14 protein-coding genes are annotated in these 16,961 nt (G+C 59.2%); 1 reads left to right on the top strand and 13 read right to left on the bottom strand.

Features of this window, described 5'->3' with window-relative positions; genetic code table 11:
* Positions 1-4: 4 nt before the first annotated feature.
* From C0Z18_RS07830 to C0Z18_RS07870, 8 genes are all read right to left on the bottom strand, one after another.
* A complete protein-coding gene (locus C0Z18_RS07830; protein ID WP_102644843.1) occupies positions 5-1,171 on the bottom strand; it encodes a hypothetical protein in 1,167 nt (388 codons plus the stop codon).
* A 129-nt stretch (positions 1,172-1,300) separates the two neighbouring features.
* Positions 1,301-1,876 (bottom strand): hypothetical protein, encoded by a 576-nt coding sequence (locus C0Z18_RS07835; RefSeq protein WP_146013969.1) that lies wholly within the window; start codon positions 1,874-1,876, stop codon positions 1,301-1,303.
* Positions 1,860-3,026, bottom strand: coding sequence for an ImmA/IrrE family metallo-endopeptidase (locus C0Z18_RS07840; protein ID WP_102644845.1), 1,167 nt, complete (start codon positions 3,024-3,026; stop codon positions 1,860-1,862). The genes C0Z18_RS07835 and C0Z18_RS07840 overlap by 17 nt, the downstream gene beginning before the upstream one ends.
* A 1-nt stretch (position 3,027) precedes the next feature.
* On the bottom strand, positions 3,028-4,419 hold the full coding sequence (locus C0Z18_RS32665; protein ID WP_146013970.1) for a hypothetical protein: 1,392 nt from the start codon (positions 4,417-4,419) through the stop codon (positions 3,028-3,030).
* A gap of 2 nt (positions 4,420-4,421) precedes the next feature.
* On the bottom strand, positions 4,422-4,982 hold the full coding sequence (locus C0Z18_RS07855) for a hypothetical protein (protein ID WP_102644848.1): 561 nt from the start codon (positions 4,980-4,982) through the stop codon (positions 4,422-4,424).
* 102 nt (positions 4,983-5,084) lie between these two features.
* Positions 5,085-8,219, bottom strand: coding sequence for a type I restriction endonuclease subunit R (locus C0Z18_RS07860; protein WP_102644849.1), 3,135 nt, complete (start codon positions 8,217-8,219; stop codon positions 5,085-5,087).
* A 7-nt stretch (positions 8,220-8,226) separates the two neighbouring features.
* The gene (locus C0Z18_RS07865) at positions 8,227-9,066 is read right to left on the bottom strand and encodes a restriction endonuclease subunit S domain-containing protein (protein ID WP_146013971.1); all 840 of its coding nucleotides are present in this window, start codon (positions 9,064-9,066) and stop codon (positions 8,227-8,229) included.
* A gap of 475 nt (positions 9,067-9,541) precedes the next feature.
* The gene (locus tag C0Z18_RS07870) at positions 9,542-11,101 is read right to left on the bottom strand and encodes a class I SAM-dependent DNA methyltransferase (protein ID WP_102644851.1); all 1,560 of its coding nucleotides are present in this window, start codon (positions 11,099-11,101) and stop codon (positions 9,542-9,544) included.
* Positions 11,102-11,306: 205 nt separating this feature from the next.
* Here C0Z18_RS07870 and C0Z18_RS07875 point away from each other — a divergent pair, with 205 nt between their 5' ends.
* On the top strand, positions 11,307-11,678 hold the full coding sequence (locus tag C0Z18_RS07875; protein WP_332888204.1) for a hypothetical protein: 372 nt from the start codon (positions 11,307-11,309) through the stop codon (positions 11,676-11,678).
* Positions 11,679-12,111: 433 nt separating this feature from the next.
* Here C0Z18_RS07875 and C0Z18_RS07880 read toward each other — a convergent pair whose 3' ends face one another.
* The 5 genes from C0Z18_RS07880 to C0Z18_RS07900 all read right to left on the bottom strand — a co-directional run bounded on the left by C0Z18_RS07880 (position 12,112) and on the right by C0Z18_RS07900 (position 16,947).
* Positions 12,112-12,384, bottom strand: coding sequence for a type II toxin-antitoxin system TacA family antitoxin (locus tag C0Z18_RS07880; protein ID WP_102644852.1), 273 nt, complete (start codon positions 12,382-12,384; stop codon positions 12,112-12,114).
* Positions 12,385-12,796: 412 nt separating this feature from the next.
* Positions 12,797-13,570, bottom strand: a complete 774-nt coding sequence (locus tag C0Z18_RS07885; RefSeq protein ID WP_408646976.1) for a lipoate--protein ligase family protein — start codon at positions 13,568-13,570, stop codon at positions 12,797-12,799.
* Positions 13,571-13,592: 22 nt separating this feature from the next.
* Positions 13,593-14,666 (bottom strand): 2,3-butanediol dehydrogenase, encoded by a 1,074-nt coding sequence (locus C0Z18_RS07890; RefSeq protein WP_199189416.1) that lies wholly within the window; start codon positions 14,664-14,666, stop codon positions 13,593-13,595.
* A 140-nt stretch (positions 14,667-14,806) separates the two neighbouring features.
* Positions 14,807-15,928, bottom strand: a complete 1,122-nt coding sequence (locus tag C0Z18_RS07895) for an acetoin dehydrogenase dihydrolipoyllysine-residue acetyltransferase subunit (RefSeq protein WP_102644854.1) — start codon at positions 15,926-15,928, stop codon at positions 14,807-14,809.
* Positions 15,928-16,947, bottom strand: coding sequence for an alpha-ketoacid dehydrogenase subunit beta (locus C0Z18_RS07900; protein WP_102644855.1), 1,020 nt, complete (start codon positions 16,945-16,947; stop codon positions 15,928-15,930). Before C0Z18_RS07900 ends, C0Z18_RS07895 begins: the two co-directional genes overlap by 1 nt.
* Between the last annotated feature and the right edge of the window lie 14 nt (positions 16,948-16,961).

Below are 16,961 nucleotides of genomic sequence, written 5' to 3' on the forward strand. Positions count from 1 at the left end.
GCTGTTAGTTCAGAGGAACGATTACACGGATTGAAGACCCGACCAACAATTCATGTTCGGACGGCACTGCGACAAATCGGCGTTCAAAGTCGAGCAACTGGGGTTTGGGCATCCCCGGTCGAGTGGGAGAAGTCGAAGGCTCCATCTTGAATTTGAATTCGCCTTCCATAAATGTACGGTACCCATATATGCGCCCCGTCCGAACCTCGATGGCCCCCCGGAGTAACTGCAAAGCACGTAGCACCTCGTACAAGCCCATCCCGCGATGTCCTTGACGTACATCAGTCAGTCCGGAATCGTAGTGACGCTCAAGGCACGAATGCACTACCTTCCATTCGAGGCCGATGTCAACATGCAGTTGAATTTGCTCTCGCATGAACGAAGCAAAGAAGCCCGGTCCCGAATCAAAAACGGACAGTTCGAACGCCTCGATTGGTCGACTCGCGGCGTTACCAGTGTCCCTCGTCCTTCCCCGGCCGACCGTCGTGCGCTTCAATATCAACCCCCGGACTCCATTCTTTCGAATAGGTAACCCTGAGAGCTCTGTCTTGCCATGCGTGTCTGCATTCTCGAAGAGTTCCGAAACGATTGTTGCGAGCGCCGAACTCCAATGCACCGCAGAGGAGGTAGACAAGTTGGTGCCAGCTTGATGTGTGACCAGCTCTTCGATGATTGCCTCGAAGTCTTCCCGTGCAATCATCCGGCCGTCGGAACCGTACAAATCGGGTGGAGTTCCCCGCCCTCGGCTATCGGCGCAAATCACCACTTGCGTGTCGGAAAAAAAATCAACCTTCAATCGCTCTTTAAACAATTTACGGCGACCGGCATCCAGAGAATCCGCCGCTTGCACATTGTCGAACCCCTCGATGTCGTGAGTCGCGTTTTCAAGGACAATGAGAACTGCAAGGAGGGGAAAAATCGTTGGCGATGCAAGCACACGCGAAGCGATATGTTGCTGCCATCGAACCTTGATGTCGTTGTGCCGACTCAGTGTCAACAAGCGCTGGATAGCCAGTACCTCGGACTGCGCCATCCCCGCCGACATTTCGTTCGCATAGCTGTCCGGAACGATGATAGTGACACTGGCGTTGTGGGCCGCGACATCTTGCCCTCGACGTTCGTCTAGCAGGTCGAACGGTAACTGAAAAGCCAACAATTGCGGCTCAACCATTTTGAGTCTGCTGCAGATGGATTAATCGCATGGTTCGCGGCGCGCTTTCCGCAACCGACCGTAGGATTGAGTGACGGTGAACCGGCCCGATGACAGCCCAAACATGGGTAGTAAGCATTTTGTGAGTGCTCATCCCTGCCTGCAACCGCTCGCGAGCACCTCGGACAACAAATCTCTTTCGTCTTTCGGCACGCCCATTTTAGCGTTCTCTCGCGCAGCCATGACGAGACGTTGGAGATGTGCCACGTCTTTTCCGAGACGAACGGTCGCAGAAATTAGCATGCTCAGCGTACTCACCATGGTCAGTTGAGACATTTGACTCCTGACGAAGGACCGTGCCTTGTTTTCGTCGATGACCACGGACAGAGCTCTCTGCTGCGCCACCGCCAATGTCGCGCTCTCACCGACGTCGAGCCGTTGACCCAATGGCGCCTGAATCAGCTCGAGGTACTTCGAATACTCTTGCTTCTCCATCCGAACCCTTTCAATGAAGCCGGCGTCCTGGAGTGCCTGCAGTTCCTCGACGTGACATAGCCCAGGAACCGGATGCCGAGATATTTCACCGAAAACCTTGTCCTCGACCAGGCAGGGCGGCTCGAGCACACTAAAAACCTCTGCAGCGGCGCGACATCCAAGCAGATTGATGAGAACGCTCGCGTCCAGAATGAGTTTCCCGTCGGGCAGGTGGTCACGAAACCAGCTCAAGCGTTTCTCCATTTCCGTCCCGATGGCCCTCGTCCAATGCTTTTCGCACAGTCAGTAAGTCAAGTTCCAGCATGGATGCAATCTGCTGTTCCGTGAGCAGTTCACGCGCATGGGCAGCTGCAGCCAGTAACATCGTGCGAGCGGTGAAGCTTGGCGGCTCGGGCGTGAGACCAAGCTCGTCTCTCACTGCGGCTTGGTGCTTTAGACTGAGTCCGTCCGCCCTGAGTCGCTCATACGTACCTTGGGGTAGCAATTTCAGGGAGACCATGCGTCGAACCAGCGCTTCCATTGAGACGTTGAAGTACAACGTCATCGTCAGCAGTTCGCGCACAGTGAATCGGCCCACGAGCTTTTTTAGCTCGGCAGCCTTCTTGCGCACGGCCACTGCCGGCATGAGCAAGCAGCTGCCGAAGATGTCGCAGAATCGCTCTTCGCGGTCTTCAAACGACTCATCCTCGAAATGCACCGTAAGGCCCGTTTTCCTTAGTGCGGCATGGGCTAGCTCATGAGCTGCCGTAACGCGCCGCCTGTAAATTGGATGCTTCAGGTTGATGAGAACAAAACCACCGGCCGCCTCCGAAAACGCCATGGCCCCACTGACACGCGAAGGAAGAGGTCTCTCGAATACTCGGAGTCCAAGTTCCGACTCCAGCAATGCGTTTAGGTCTTGAATCGGGCCCATCCCGAGGCCAAGCCTAGCTCGGACAGCAAGAGCGGCATCCTCCGCCTGCTGTTCTATCGGCTCTTCTCGAGACAGCGGTACAAAGGGGATGTCAACCCTCGGTGGAGGCATTCCCACCAATGCCTCCAACTGAACGACCGACGTGGCCAGCCTGTTGAGCATCGAGGCCACGAGCGCCTCGTCATCTATCTCGCCACGTTGCGGAGCACTGCTTCGGAACTGGACCTGCATCTCCACGGGAGCAGTCCCATCGTCAAGCAAATCAATCTCTGACGCACCATACAATTCTGCCATGGCACGCAGTTCATCGGTATTGACTTGACGCTTGCCTGCCTCAATGGCAACAACAGTCGTTCTTGCCATACCGAGTGCATTGGCAGCGGCCTCCTGCGTCAAACGATTCATCGTTCGCGCTGACTTCAAACGTGCGCCAAGCACTTCAGGTCGAACTTTCAGTTCGAATTCCATCTCATTCTCGTGCGAGTTGTGCCACCCAGGACGACTTCCCGCTGTATTCGAGAAAGCCCGCCCATTCGTGGCTGTGTTGTTTAAGCATTTCGTCGAGCGCGCCCCGCACTTCGCTTCCCGAACGTCCCAAATATTCGGCCAGACCGACCGCCTCCGAAGCCACACGATATTGTGTGGTAGCACCGACAAGGTCGGCCAATCGCTGCATACTTCTGGCCGCATTGCGTGCGATATCGTTGTATGAAGCTCGAGTGAGCAACTTGTCGCCGTCAACCAGGGCCTCCTCGAGCGACTTCGCATGCAAATCGTTCACCTTGTAATCGGTCGTGTCCGTGATACCTGCAGCAAATAATGACATCCGCCGCAGCAGGCAATTCCCACAAACACCACAATGCACCTGCTTTCGATTTCGATTCGCATGACGAGCGTCATATGAGCAGGAGGGATGTTCGGCCAGCCACCCCTCACTATTCGGTTCGACCAGCGACAGTTGCCGGAGCACCTGCCCTTTCGTCTGGAACAGCGCCGGATGAGCGAACGTTACTTCGCGTCCGGTCAGGCATTTGAAAAACCGTCCAAGGCGCGTCGTGAAACCAGGATGGCAGCTCCTGTGGGGAGCCTCTGCTCCCAATCTGACCAAAGAACCGCCCAAGCTGCCCTGACCGTTCTCTGGAATAACAACTTCCCCGCCACCTGACAATACCGCCGCATAAGCTGCAAGCCCGTCGTACAAGAACGGCCGCGTACGGAAGCTCTGTTCAGAGTGGCTAGGCTCATTCACGCTCGCTGAGACCGGGATTGGCACGAGCTTATGCTTGGCGCGCCGACCGAGCGACTTCATCGTGCTATCTCCGCTGCCGGACCGCAAATGGACAGGAATGACATCCATTCGCATATCGCTCGCCTTGAGCAACTGACTTTGTGCGAAACTATCCAGCCCATGGCTAAACGGAATGAAGACGCGGCGTCTATCGGGTGCTTCAAGCAACGGTACTTGCCCGGAGGGAGCCGATTTCCTTCTCCTCTTCACAAAGGAAACTTGCCAAATATCGCCAGTCAGATACTGAAGGGCGCCCACTAAGGCAGACGCAACCTCATCGCGCCGCCAAGTAGCAAGCTCGTAAACCGGGACCGTCAATCGGAGTTGACGTGCCCAACCATTGCCATGCTTGCGGCGGACGAATCTATCGGCATACTTGACCGCGCCGAACAGCACCGACAAGTCATGCGAGAGGGGACTTACCTCCGTAAAGCAAACCTCATGCAATAATCCGGTCAGGATGGCCAGACCATCACCAATGATGACCTGTGAATGGTCGCCCTCCGAGAGAGCCGGACCGGATTCGACGACAGTGACAGAGCCTTCGGTCGAGGGCGAGAATTTTTGACCCACACTCACGCTCCTAGCGGCAGTTCAGTAGCTAAGAGTTCGTCGAGGGACTTGCTCGCGCGTCGGGGAAGGCGGCCAACTATGATGGAGAAATCGCACAACGCGAACGCCTGCTCCAGTAGTCTGCGCACTTGCCTTCCCTCCGCCATATCATGTGTCGCGGTAACTCGCGAAACAATGTGTTCGAATTCGTCGCGAGCGTGTTGTTCCCCCACCGCCCTGGTTACGAGGCTTCGAAAGCTTTCCGACATGCCGTCCGTCGCCAACACCCCAAGAGCGATTTCGCAAGTCGTACGTGCCGCAACAGAGAGCGGACTATCTTGAATTCGATGCAACGCCAGTTGCATCTTCTCGTTCCCATCGTCGAAGAGGTCGGCGCAACTTTCACTTAGAACATTGTCGAGAGCCTGAAGGCCGGTGTCGTCGCCGATTGCAAGGTCACGTTGTACCGTAGCGACAATTAGTGGCGCGAGTTCCTGCGGAGACCAACGGTCTTTCGACAGACGTCGAAGCACTCGCCCCCAAGAGCGAGACAATGGGACCGTCTTGTGCAGGTCGTCGCGCATATCGACTTTCCTCCAACAATGTCAGAGGCAGTTTAGTCGATGCACTGACAAAGTCAAGAATAAACCACACAATTTCCTGACAATGTCAGTCACAGCAAAGCCCTACAGCCACGCCTCACCCAAAGCCTCTGCCTGCTGCAGCACCAATTCCACCGCCCCCTCCTGCTGGTCCGGCGGATACTTGTATTTCCGCAAAATCCGTTTGACCATCAGCCGCAGCTTGGCCCGCACGCTTTCTCGCGCCGACCAGTCCACGGTGATGTTCTGCCGTAGATTCTCGGTCAATTCGTGCGCAATCTTCTTCAGCGTCTCGTCGCTCAGTTCGCGGACTGCGGACTCGTTGTTGGCCAAGGCGTCATAGAAGCGCACCTCATCATCGGTCAGTCCCAGTTCCTCGCCCCGGCTGGCAGCAGCCCGGAACTTCTTGGCCATGTCGATGAGCTCTTCGATAACCTGGGCGGTTTCAATGGCCCGGTTCTGGTAGCGCTTCACCACATTGGCGAGCATCTCGGAGAATTTTTTCTCCTGAACGACGTTCCCTGCGAATCGGCTCTTGATTTCACCTTCCAGCAACCGCTCCAGCAGTTCCACCGCCAGGTTCCGTTCCGGCAGGTTGCGCACTTCTGCTAGGAAAGCGTCATCGAGGATGCCGATGTTGGGCTTGTCGAGGCCCACCGCCCCGAAGACGTCCACCACCTGTTCGGAAACCACCGCAGAGCCAATGATTTGCCGGATGGCGAATTCTCGCTCCTCGTCCGTACGTTTCTTCTCGCTGAGTTCCCGCTTGGTCAGGATGACCTTGACCGCCTGCATGAAGGCGACCTCTTCCCGGACAACCTTGGCTTCGTCCAGCGTGCAGCACAGTGTGAAGGCCTTGCTCATGGCAAGCGCCGAATCTGCGAAACGCTTCTTGCCGTCCTTGAGACCCAGCACGTGGTTAGCAGCGCCGGCCAAGCGCTTGTGGCCCGCCGTAAGGAAATCGCTATAGTCGTAGCCGTGGAGCATGCCGCGCAGGATGTCCAGCTTCTCCTCCAGGACGGCGTAAGCCTCGGCCGCATCGACGGTGGGGCGGCCACGCCCCTTGCTCGCCGTATATTCCTTGAGCGCACTCTTGAGCTCATTGGCAATGCCGATGTAATCGACCACCAGGCCGCCCTGCTTATCCTTGAATACGCGGTTGACGCGGGCGATGGCCTGCATCAGGTTGTGGCCCTTCATGGGCTTGTCCACGTACAGGGTATGGACGCAGGGCGCGTCGAAGCCAGTTAGCCACATATCCCGCACGACGACCAAGCGCAGCGGGTCGGCAGGGTCCTTGAAACGCTTTTCCAAGCGTTTCTTGACCTGGCCGCTGTAAATGTGAGGCCGCAGCAGCGCTTTATCGCTGGCCGAACCCGTCATGACAATTTTGATAACGCCCTTCTCTGGGTCGAGGTCATGCCAGTTGGGGCGCAGCTTGACGATTTCGTTGTACAGGTGAACGCAAATCTCGCGGCTCATGGCGACCACCATGGCCTTGCCGCTCTGTGTCTTGTTGCGCTCCTCGAAGTGGGCCACGAGGTCGGCTGCGACGGCTGCCACGCGAGGTTCCGCGCCGACGACCTTTTCCAGGGCGGCCCAGCGAGTCTTCAGTTTCGCCTGCTGGCTTTCCTCCTCGTCCTCGGCGAGTTCATCGACCTCCTCGTCGATGTGGGGCAGCTCATCAGCCTTGAGCGAGAGCTTGGCGAGGCGAGACTCGAAGTAGATGGCCACGGTGGCGCCATCTTCCTTGGCCTGCTGCATGTCGTAGACATGGATATAGTCGCCGAAGACGGCACGCGTGTCGCGGTCCTCGCTCGATACCGGGGTGCCAGTAAAGGCCACAAACGTGGCATTCGGTAGCGCATCGCGCAGGTGCTGGGCATAGCCGACCTGATAAACCGCTCGTGGCTCGGCTACCAGCAGGTCCGAGTCATCATTGGCGACGGCTTTCGGCACGTTCAACGTCGTGAGCTTCGCTTCGAAGCCGTACTGGGTCCGGTGAGCTTCGTCGGCGATGACCACGATGTTGTGCCGGTCCGAGAGCATGGGGAAGGCATCTTCATCCTCCCCTGGCATGAACTTCTGGATGGTGGCGAAGACGATGCCGCCGGAAGGCCGGTTGGCCAGCTTGGCGCGCAAGTCCTGCCGGGTAGCCGCCTGCACTGGCTGCTCGCGCAACAAATCCTGCGCCAGCGAAAACACGCCGAACAGTTGCCCGTCGAGGTCATTACGGTCGGTGATGACGACGATAGTGGGGTTCTCCATCGCCGCTTCCTGCATCACTCGGGCGGCAAAGCACGTCATAGTGATGCTCTTGCCGCTGCCCTGCGTGTGCCAGACCACGCCGCCTTTGTGACTGCCGCCGGGCCGGGAGGCGAATACCACCTGCTGAATGGCGGCACGAACGGCGTGGAACTGGTGATAGCCGGCGATTTTCTTGACGAGCGTGCCGTCGTCCTCGAACAGGACGAAGAAACGCAGGTAGTCCAGCAAGTATGCTGGCGCTAGCACGCCTTGGACGAGCGTTTGCAACTCGTTAAACTGACCGAGCGGGTCCAGGGTGACACCATCGATGGTTCGCCACTGCATGTAGCGCTCGGCATTGGCCGAGAGCGAGCCCATGCGGGCTTGGGAACCGTCGCTGATGACAAGGATTTCGTTATACTGAAAGATGTCGGGAATCTGGTCCTTGTATGTCTGAATCTGGTCGTAGGCCTTCCAGATATCAGCGTTCTCGTCGGCGGGGTTCTTGAGTTCCAGCAGCACCAACGGCAAGCCGTTGACGAATAGGATGATGTCAGGCCGCCGGGTGTGACGCGGACCCTTGATGGAGTACTGGTTGACGGCCAGCCACTTGTTGGCCGCCGGATTGGCCCAATCGATGAGGCGGACAAAATCGCCTCGGGTTTCGCCGTCCTTCTGGTATTCGACCGGCACACCACCGACCAGGATTTGATGGAAGCGCCGGTTTGCGGAGAGCTGGACGGGGATGCCCAGGTCTTGGACCTGACGCAGGGCGTCTTCTCGGGCAGCCAAGGGGATGTTTGGATTCAGGCGAGCGATGGCGCCACGCAGGCGCTCGACCAACAGGACTTGACGGTAGTCGGTGCGCTCGGCGTCCGCTCCATCGGGAGCGAGGTCAGGACCGAAGAGGCAGTCGTAGCCGACTTCGGAGAGCCAGCCGAGCGTTTCCTGTTCCAGTTGGTCTTCTGTCATGGTGGCTTCAGGCTGCGAGGGTTTCTGCTTCTACCTCACCGAGGCTAAGTTGACCAGAAATCAGGCAAGGGAGAAGCGCATCCCGAAGGCCCGATAGAGCTTCAACCTGTTTCTGGTTAGCGTGTATCTTGGCCCACAGGGGGGCCACGGCTCCGTCGAACAAAACACGCAACTCTTCGCTCGGCACCAACACCTCAAAAGTCGGAAATTCCTTGAGGGCTATTCGGTTTACCGTAGCTCCGTGGACGGTGTGCTTATCAAGCAAGCGCTGAAACGGTGTTGCGACAAACTGGTGAAACCAGAAATGAGCACAACCACCCGTCGCCAGTGGTCGAACAAGAGCCAACCTTCGACCTAAACAGCAACGCATATCAGGCGGAATCAGAGCAAAGAAGCCGAGAGTCGCCTCATAGCTAAATACGATGTCACCAACCTGGGGAATTACCCGACGAGTCCATTGTGCCCAGTTTTTCTCATCAATATGCCGGACGTCAGAGAAATCTAGGCAAGTTCCCGTGAGGTTTTTGATACCAAGAAAGATGGGGCCATCGCTTGCCTCTGGCGGCGTGGCATGCGGGCCATCATAAATACCCTCGACCATTTCGTTCACGGGCTTTACACCCCACCCGCTCGGCACCAACCCCAATTTCGATTCCTCAAACGCCTCCGGAAACAGCGCAGCGGCAGCATCGCTCATCCCTTCCGGTACACGTCCCTCCTGCTTGGCGCGGACGGGGTCGAAATCGACGAACCAGGACTTAAACAGGGCTTGGGCGACAGCTTCCAGCGTGGCACTGGTTTCGTGCAGGAGGGTGATACGCTCCTCAAGATGCTCAAGCAAGGTCACCAGAGCCACCCGCCCCGGGGTTGGCCCAGGCAAAACAAATGACAGGAAGTCCTCGCGACTAAGAGCCAAGTTTGTCGTTCCTGTGCCTCGTTCTCGGCAATACGCTCGATACTGCGGAGAACGAAGGGCCCAGTAAAGCAGTGACAACGGATAATCCGCGTTTTCTACCACGAGCTTGACTGTATCCTGCGTAAGGCGGCCCAAAGTTACCGTGCGAGGCACTCTTGCTACAGCGCCAAGGAGGTCACCCGATTGTGTAACGTCCTTAAGAGATACATACAACTCGCCAGGGTGTACAAGCAGTTTCTCGGCTGACTCTCCCCCGTACGTTCTAAGCGAATCGCCACGAAAACCGCCGTCGCGTTGAATCGTTCCGAGCCCAAGCAGGACCGGGCCTGGCAAACCGAGCATTGCGCTCTTATACGTGTTGCCACGTTGAAGGGAGACAACATCCCCCACACTGGGCCGGAGGTGTTCAGACTTCATACCCCAGCCCCCCCAGTTTCTGCCGAATCAATTGGTCCAGTTCGGCTCCCTTCGCCATCTGCTCGCCCAATTTCTCCGTGAGCTTCTGCATCTTCTCGGCGAAGGCTTCATCGTCATCTTCGACTTCTTCGGCGCCGACATAGCGCCCCGGAGTCAGCACGTGACCGTGCTCGGCAATCTCCGCCAACTTCACGCTACGACAATAGCCGGGAATGTCCTCGTACTCGCCGATGCCTTCACCAGCCTCACCACGCCAAGCGGCGACGGTGTTGGCAATCCTGTCGATGGTTTGGTCAGTCAGCTCAGCCTGAACCCGGCTAATCATGATGCCCAGCTTGCGGGCATCGATGAAGAGCACTTCGCCCCTGCGCGCCGTCTTCTGCTTGGCCAAGAACCACAGGCAGGCTGGAATCTGGGTGTTGAAGAAAAGCTGCCCCGGCAAAGCGACCATGACTTCCACCACGTCAGCGTCCACCATAGCCCGCCGGATATCCCCTTCGCTATTCTGACTAGAGCTCATGGAGCCGTTGGCGAGCACAATGCCGGCCCGGCCGTTGAGCTTCAGGTGATACAGCATATGCTGCAGCCAGGCATAATTCGCATTGCCCTGCGGCGGCGTGCCGTAGACCCAGCGCGGGTCTCCCTCCAGGCTGCCGTGCCACCAGTCGCTAACGTTGAACGGCGGATTGGCCAGGATGAAATCGGCGCGCAGGTCCGGATGCTGGTTGCGCACAAACGTGTCCGCCGGCTCCAGGCCCAGGTTGTAATCGATGCCCCGGATGGCCAGGTTCATGGCCGCCAGTCGCCACGTGGTGGGGTTGGACTCTTGCCCGTAGATGGATACGTCGCCGAGTTTGCCGCCATGGGCCTCAATGAACTTCTCCGACTGGACAAACATGCCACCGGACCCGCAGCAAGGGTCATAGACCTTGCCATGATGAGGCGCGAGCACGGCGACCAACGTCTTGACGATTGAAGCCGGCGTGTAGAACTGGCCCCCCTTCTTGCCTTCCGCACTAGCGAACTGGCCAAGGAAGTATTCATAGACTTGGCCGAGTACGTCCCGAGCCTGGCTGGCATTCTCGCCAAAGCCGATGGTGGAAATCAGGTCGACCAGTTCCCCGAGCTTGCCATCGGGCAGCTGCGCCCGGGCGTAGCGCTTGTCGAGGATGCCCTTGAGCTTGGGGTTCTCCCCCTCGATTTCGGCAAGCGCCTCGTCGATACGCTTTCCGATGTCGGTCTGCTTTGCCGCGCCGCGCAGGTTCTCCCAACGGGCTGACTCGGGCACCCAGAAAACGTTGACTTCCTTGTAGTAGTCGCGGTCTTCCAGTTCCTGTGCGAGCAGTTCGTCGTCGGAGTCGTGGAGGAAGTACTCGTCGGCCTCGTCGGCAAAGCGGCTGGTCAGCTCGGCCCGGCGGGCGGCGAAGGTGTCGGAAATGTATTTGAGGAAGATGAGGCCAAGGACAAGATGCTTGTATTCGGCCGCGTCCATATTTGCGCGCAGCTTGTCGGCGGTCGCCCAAAGAGTCCTTTTCAGGTCTTGGTTCATGTAGCGATTTTGTAAGAATGTGATGGTGCTGATGTGAATTGATGGGCTGATTTTACTCGTCGCATCGCAACGCGGACTTACAAATGCTGAGATGCGCAATGGTTCAGTCGACCGCACCAAAGCCTACGTAACGTCGGGCGGTATCCGACGAACGTGAAGGTCGACGAATCTCCCAAGCTGTCGCCGATGAACGACGTCGGCAGCGGTGCTGTTCGGGACGAAGGCCTATCTGAATGAAATCATCGAGGAAGCGAATGGACTGCCCGAAGGAGACTCGACCGATGACGACCAGTTCGTGTACGTGAGAGGCGTGCTGAATGGTAAGCTGCTTGGGAACGAAATGCTCGTCCAGCAGGCGATGAGCAACAGCAAGAAGCAATTCGCTAGCTCGCCGGACCTGAAGGACGCGCTGCTACACGCAATCCTGGACGCACTCGAGGCGCACAACACCATGAGCACGCAGGCGTTGGGCTCTGAGCGGGTGCGCGAGGGACTTAAGGACATTTTGCTCGGGCCGGCCCAGCTCTATGAAGCGTTGAGGGCGCGCTCTGACCGTCCACGGGCGTCAGGGGGATAGGCTCGCGGCTTAGCAGTCGATTCCCCATTCTCCGTAAGCGACCTTGGGCAATTTCACCACGCCCGATAGGCTTCGGCCTCCGCAGCCAAATTCGGGGTAGCAGCCCCCGCTTACGGCGCGACACCGTGTCATTTGACTTGCGGCGCAACACCGATTCTGGTACAAAAGCCCGGTACAAAGCGCGGCACGGCAATTTTTGCAAACCTTTGATTTATAAGGGAAGCGTCAATGGGGTCGGGTGCAGAAGGCCCCTCCCTGATTCGCCACCAGCTTCAAGAAAAAGCCGCTGTTCCGCAAGGTTCAGCGGCTTTTTTGTCTCTGGACTCGTCCTCCCCACGGCTCTACCTGCGGAGAGCGCCACTGGGTCGCCGTACGCGGTTTCCAAAGTGCTGATCCGTTGCGGCGAGCGGCTGCGGTGTCGACTACCGCATGCTTATGCCCTGCCTGTGTTCCAAGGCGCCTCGATAGCCATCAGGCGGTCAAGGCCATGGTTACCGCCTTCCGGCGCATCGAGCAATGCCGAAAACTGCCGGAAACTATCCTCATCAAGGCTGAACAAGACCTGGTTCAGCACAATGGCTTTCGCGCACTCGCACGCAGTTTCCACTATGAAATCTGAGCGACTCTTGCCCAGCAGACCGGCAGCACGGTCGATTAAGTCGCGCTCCTCGGGAAACGCACGCAAGTCGATGGCGGCGTCACGCATGTACCTTCCCCCTTGATGTCCACGCCAGATAGATTTTGCAGATTCGCGTGTAGCCGTCGTCAACACCAGGGCTGAAACCGCCGGGCGGCCATTCGTCGTCTACCAAAACCGCACCCCGCTGCCTTGCGTAACCAGGCCACCGCTTCGTCGCACTTTCTCAAATCACGCCGCCGACAATCTTATCAGTCGAGTGATAAGCTTTCGATAAGCTTATCACTCCGTTTATGGTGTCGGCTCGATCACCTTGGCGCACCATTCTCGACTACACCGCATCGCGAGTAGCAAGCCGGTTCGTTAAGGGTATCCGCAGGCGCCACGACCTATTTCTGGTATTCGTCCGGGTTCGAGGGCAGCCCCGACGACCACCTGCGAACGTCCGCCCGAGCGCTGCGCTCAAAGGTCGATTCCGCCGTCAACGGGACTGCGGGCCGCCATCCCTCGCCGATAATCCCACCCGTAACGCCTCCACCACCGCCCGTCCAAGCCGATCGGCCGGGATCTCACCACGCCCCGCTTCACGCAGCGCCTGCTCGACGCTCACTACTCGCCCAGCCAGATACCGCTTCCCGCTACCGATAGCCTCTTCGAACGCATTGGCGCGCCGATTGATTTCCTCGGGATCGGCGCTGACCAACAAAACCGCGTGCGCGAGCACTGCATGCAGCGGCGCCGACGCCCCCTCCGACGCCGCCTCCAGCCGACGCCAATATTGCGCGGTGCCGGCGATCTTGCGCGCGTCGTCCGGTGGTCCCCACGCCAGGTTGAAACGCCCATCGCAGAACGAGCCCTCCACCGTCTGCCAATGCGTCTCCACGCCCAGCGTCCCGAGCGCCTTGCGCAATAGCTCGCACAAGTGTCGATAAACGGCCTCGGAAAAATCGCCCACGGTGCCGCGGACCGGATACGCCAAGCTCAAATTCAAGATCCCCGGACCCTGCGGCACCAAACCTCCGCCCGACATGCGCAGATACACCGGACAGCCGCGCCTAGCGAACTCCGCCCGCGCATCCTCGAGTGCCGGGTAGCGTTGGTAGCTGCGCGGCACCACGAGCGAAAGAGGCGCCTCCCAAAGGTGAGCGACGCGCCGGCCTTGTGCCGCCAACGACAACAACGCCTGCTCCGCGGCGAGAGGATCGTCGGCGCCCACCTCGAAATCGACAATATCGAACGGCTCGTGCATCTGCATCGAAAGGCCTCTCCAACGATCGTCAGGCCGCAGCCCTCTCTCCCGGCGACACGATGATCTTCACGTTGTTCTCCTTGTGGTGGACCAACTGTTCGAAGCCCTTGTCCACGATGTCCTCCAACTGAATCCTGCCGGTGATGAACGGCGTGACATCGATACGGCCGTCGGCGATGAATGCGATCACGTCGGCGAATTCCCCGTTATACGCAAGCGAGCCGATCACATGCTTCTCAGTCGACACGAGATCGAAGAAATTAAAGCTGCTCGGCTCCTCGAAAATGCCGACCATCACGCAGGTACCCGCTTTACGGATGGTATCGATCGCCAGCATCGCCGTGTCCTTGTAGCCGATGCATTCGAAACCGACATCCGCACCGAGTCCACCGGTCAAACGGCGGATCTCCGCCAACGCGTCGCAAGCGGACGGATCGATCACATGACTCGCGCCCACCGCTTTCGCGCGCGCCTTGCGGGCCGCCGACATCTCGAGCGCGACCACCTGCGCAGCCCCGGCCGCGCGTGCGCAAGCAATCGTGCATAGACCGATCGTGCCGGCCCCTACCACGACCACGTTCTGTCCCAGCAGGTTACCCGCCTTCCTCACGGCATGCATGCCGACGGCCAACGGCTCGATGAGCGCGCCCGCCTCGGTCGGAAAGTTATCGGGCAGCTTGTAGAGCAAATTGGCCGGCACGTTGACGAGCTCCGCGAACGCACCGTTGTTCATGAGTCCCGTGAACGCAAGGTTCTCGCAAATGTTGTACATCCCATGCGTGCAGTAATAGCAATGGCCGCAGTGCTGGCATGCGTCGGCGGCCACGCGTTCGCCGACGGTAAAGCCTTGTACGCCGGGACCCAACGCCGCGATCTCGCCGCAGAACTCGTGACCGAGAATGCATTGGCCTTGAATGCCCGTCAGCGGATGCGGCGTATCCACGGGAATAAACACCGGGCCAGCCAGATACTCATGCAAATCCGAACCGCAGATCCCACACCAATGCACGCGAATCTGCACCCAGCCCTCGGGCGGCGCATCGGGCAGCGGAACGGTTTCGACGCGAATGTCGTGCCGGCCGTGCCAGACGGCCGCGCGCATCGTGCCGCGGCGAGTAGCGGTCGAAGAGGTCATGACGTGTCTCCATAGGTTTTGTAACGGCACAAACGAATCGCCGAGAAAAAAGCGTGAAGAAGCGATTCAAGGGCCGGCCGCATTCAAGCGGCCGGGAACGCCAAGCATCAACCGCCGGACAGATGACGTTGCAAAGCGGCATTCACTTCGCTGGCTTTTTCGAGCATGGCCATGTGACCCGTCGCATCGAATCGAATCACCTTGGCATGGGGCGGCGCATTCGCTGCCTGCGTCGATGAAATCACCCGATCCTCGTTCCCCCACAACACGAGCATCGGCTTATCGAGTGCCGCGAGCTCGTCCGCGAGCATCGCCGATTGCCTGCCGCCGCCGAACAACGCCGTGCCCAGTTCCGCGAGCAACGGTTCGACGCCGTCCATACGTTTGAACTTGAGCATGTCGTCGACCATCTGTCGGCTCACCAACTCCGGATCGGCAAAGAGCTGCTCCAGCAACGGCTTCAATTCGCGCCGCGATTGCGCCTGCACGAAGCCGTCGGTATAACCGCTGTTGATCGCCGTATCGAGTCCGGCCGGGCTGACGAGCGCCAAACTGGCCACGCGCGCCGGTGCGCTCACCGCCATCTGGATCGCAATCGCGCCCCCCATCGAGTGCCCCACGAGATGCGCGGGTCCCGTCACCTCGGCGGCGCGCAGGAACTTCAGGACGAACTCGGCTAACGCGGCTATCGACGCACCGGGCAATTTCGCTTGGCTCTGGCCGTGCGCGGGCAGATCGAGTGCGATGACCGGGTGCTTCTCGGCGATCGCATCGAGGTTGAACAACCAATTGTTCAAATCGCCGCCGAAGCCGTGAATGAACAGCACCGGCGTACCCTGCTCCGGTCCTCGCCTTGCATAGCGAACGCGAATGCCGTCGACGTCCGCATACTCGAACGACGGCCCCGCTTCGCCTTCGTCGCCGCCGGCGGCCGGCACTTCATAGGCGGCGATGTAGGCCTCGATTTCCGCATCGCTCACCTCGCTCTCGGCGAGCACACCGAGCAGCGCCTTCACGGGCAGCGTCTCGCCGCTTTGCCCGACGATCCGGCGCAGCAACCCGGCATCGGTCGCTTCGACGGCATTCGAGATCTTGTCGGTCTCGACGTCCACCAGCGCCTCGCCCACTTCGATGCGCCGGCCCTCCTTCACGAGCCAATCCTGCACGGTGCCTTCGCGCATCTCCAAGCCCCACTTGGGCATGACGATAGGGATGATCTGTGCGCCCATCAGTGCTTCCCTCCCTTGCCCAGCGTACGACGCGCAGCCTCGGCGATCTGCGCGCTGCTCGGGATGTACAGATCCTCGAGCGTCGGCGAGAACGGGACCGGCACGTGGGGCGGCGCCACCATCTCGATCGGCCCCTTGAGCGCGCCGAAAATGCGTTGCGCCACTTGCGCCGAGATGTCCGTGGCGATATTGCAGCGCGGGCTCGCTTCGTCCACCACCACGAGATGACCGGTGTTCTCGACCGATTCGAGCACCGTGTCGATATCGAGCGGCGAGAGCGTACGCAAATCGATCACTTCCGCTTCGATACCTTCCTTGGCAAGCTGTGCGGCAGCGTCGAGCGCACGGTGCACCATCAGCCCGTACGTGACGATCGATACGTGCTTGCCGTCGCGCACGACATTGGCCTCGCCGAACGGAATCGCATACGAGTTCTCCGGCACGTCGCCCTCGAATCCGTAGAGGTTCTTGTGCTCGCAAAAGATCACGGGGTCGTTGTCGCGGATCGATTGAATCAGCAACCCCTTCGTGTCGTACGGCGTGCTGGGGCATACCACCTTCAACCCGGGGATGTGCGTGAACAGCGGGGTCAACATCTGCGAATGCTGCGCGGCCGCACGGAAGCCCGCGCCCACCATGCAGCGGATCACCACGGGCGTTTCGGCCTTGCCGCCGAACATATAGCGGAACTTCGCCGCCTGATTGAAGATCTGGTCGAAGCACACGCCCATGAAATCGATGAACATCAGTTCGGCGATCGGGCGCATTCCGCACGCCGCGGCACCGATCGCCGCGCCCACGTAGGCGCTTTCGCTGAGCGGCGTATCGAGCAGCCGGTCGCCGTGCTTGGCGTACAAGCCCTTGGTCACACCGAGCACGCCGCCCCAGGCGTCTTTCTCGCCCTCGGCGCCGGCGCCGCCTACGATGTCTTCGCCGAGCATGATCACACTCGGGTCGCGCGTCATTTCCTGGTCGATCGCTTCGTTGATCGCCATCTTCATGCTGAGTTTGCGGGCCATGATGCGTATTTCCT

It is taken from the genome of Trinickia dabaoshanensis, from assembly GCF_002879885.1.
Taxonomy (GTDB): Bacteria; Pseudomonadota; Gammaproteobacteria; order Burkholderiales; family Burkholderiaceae; genus Trinickia; species Trinickia dabaoshanensis.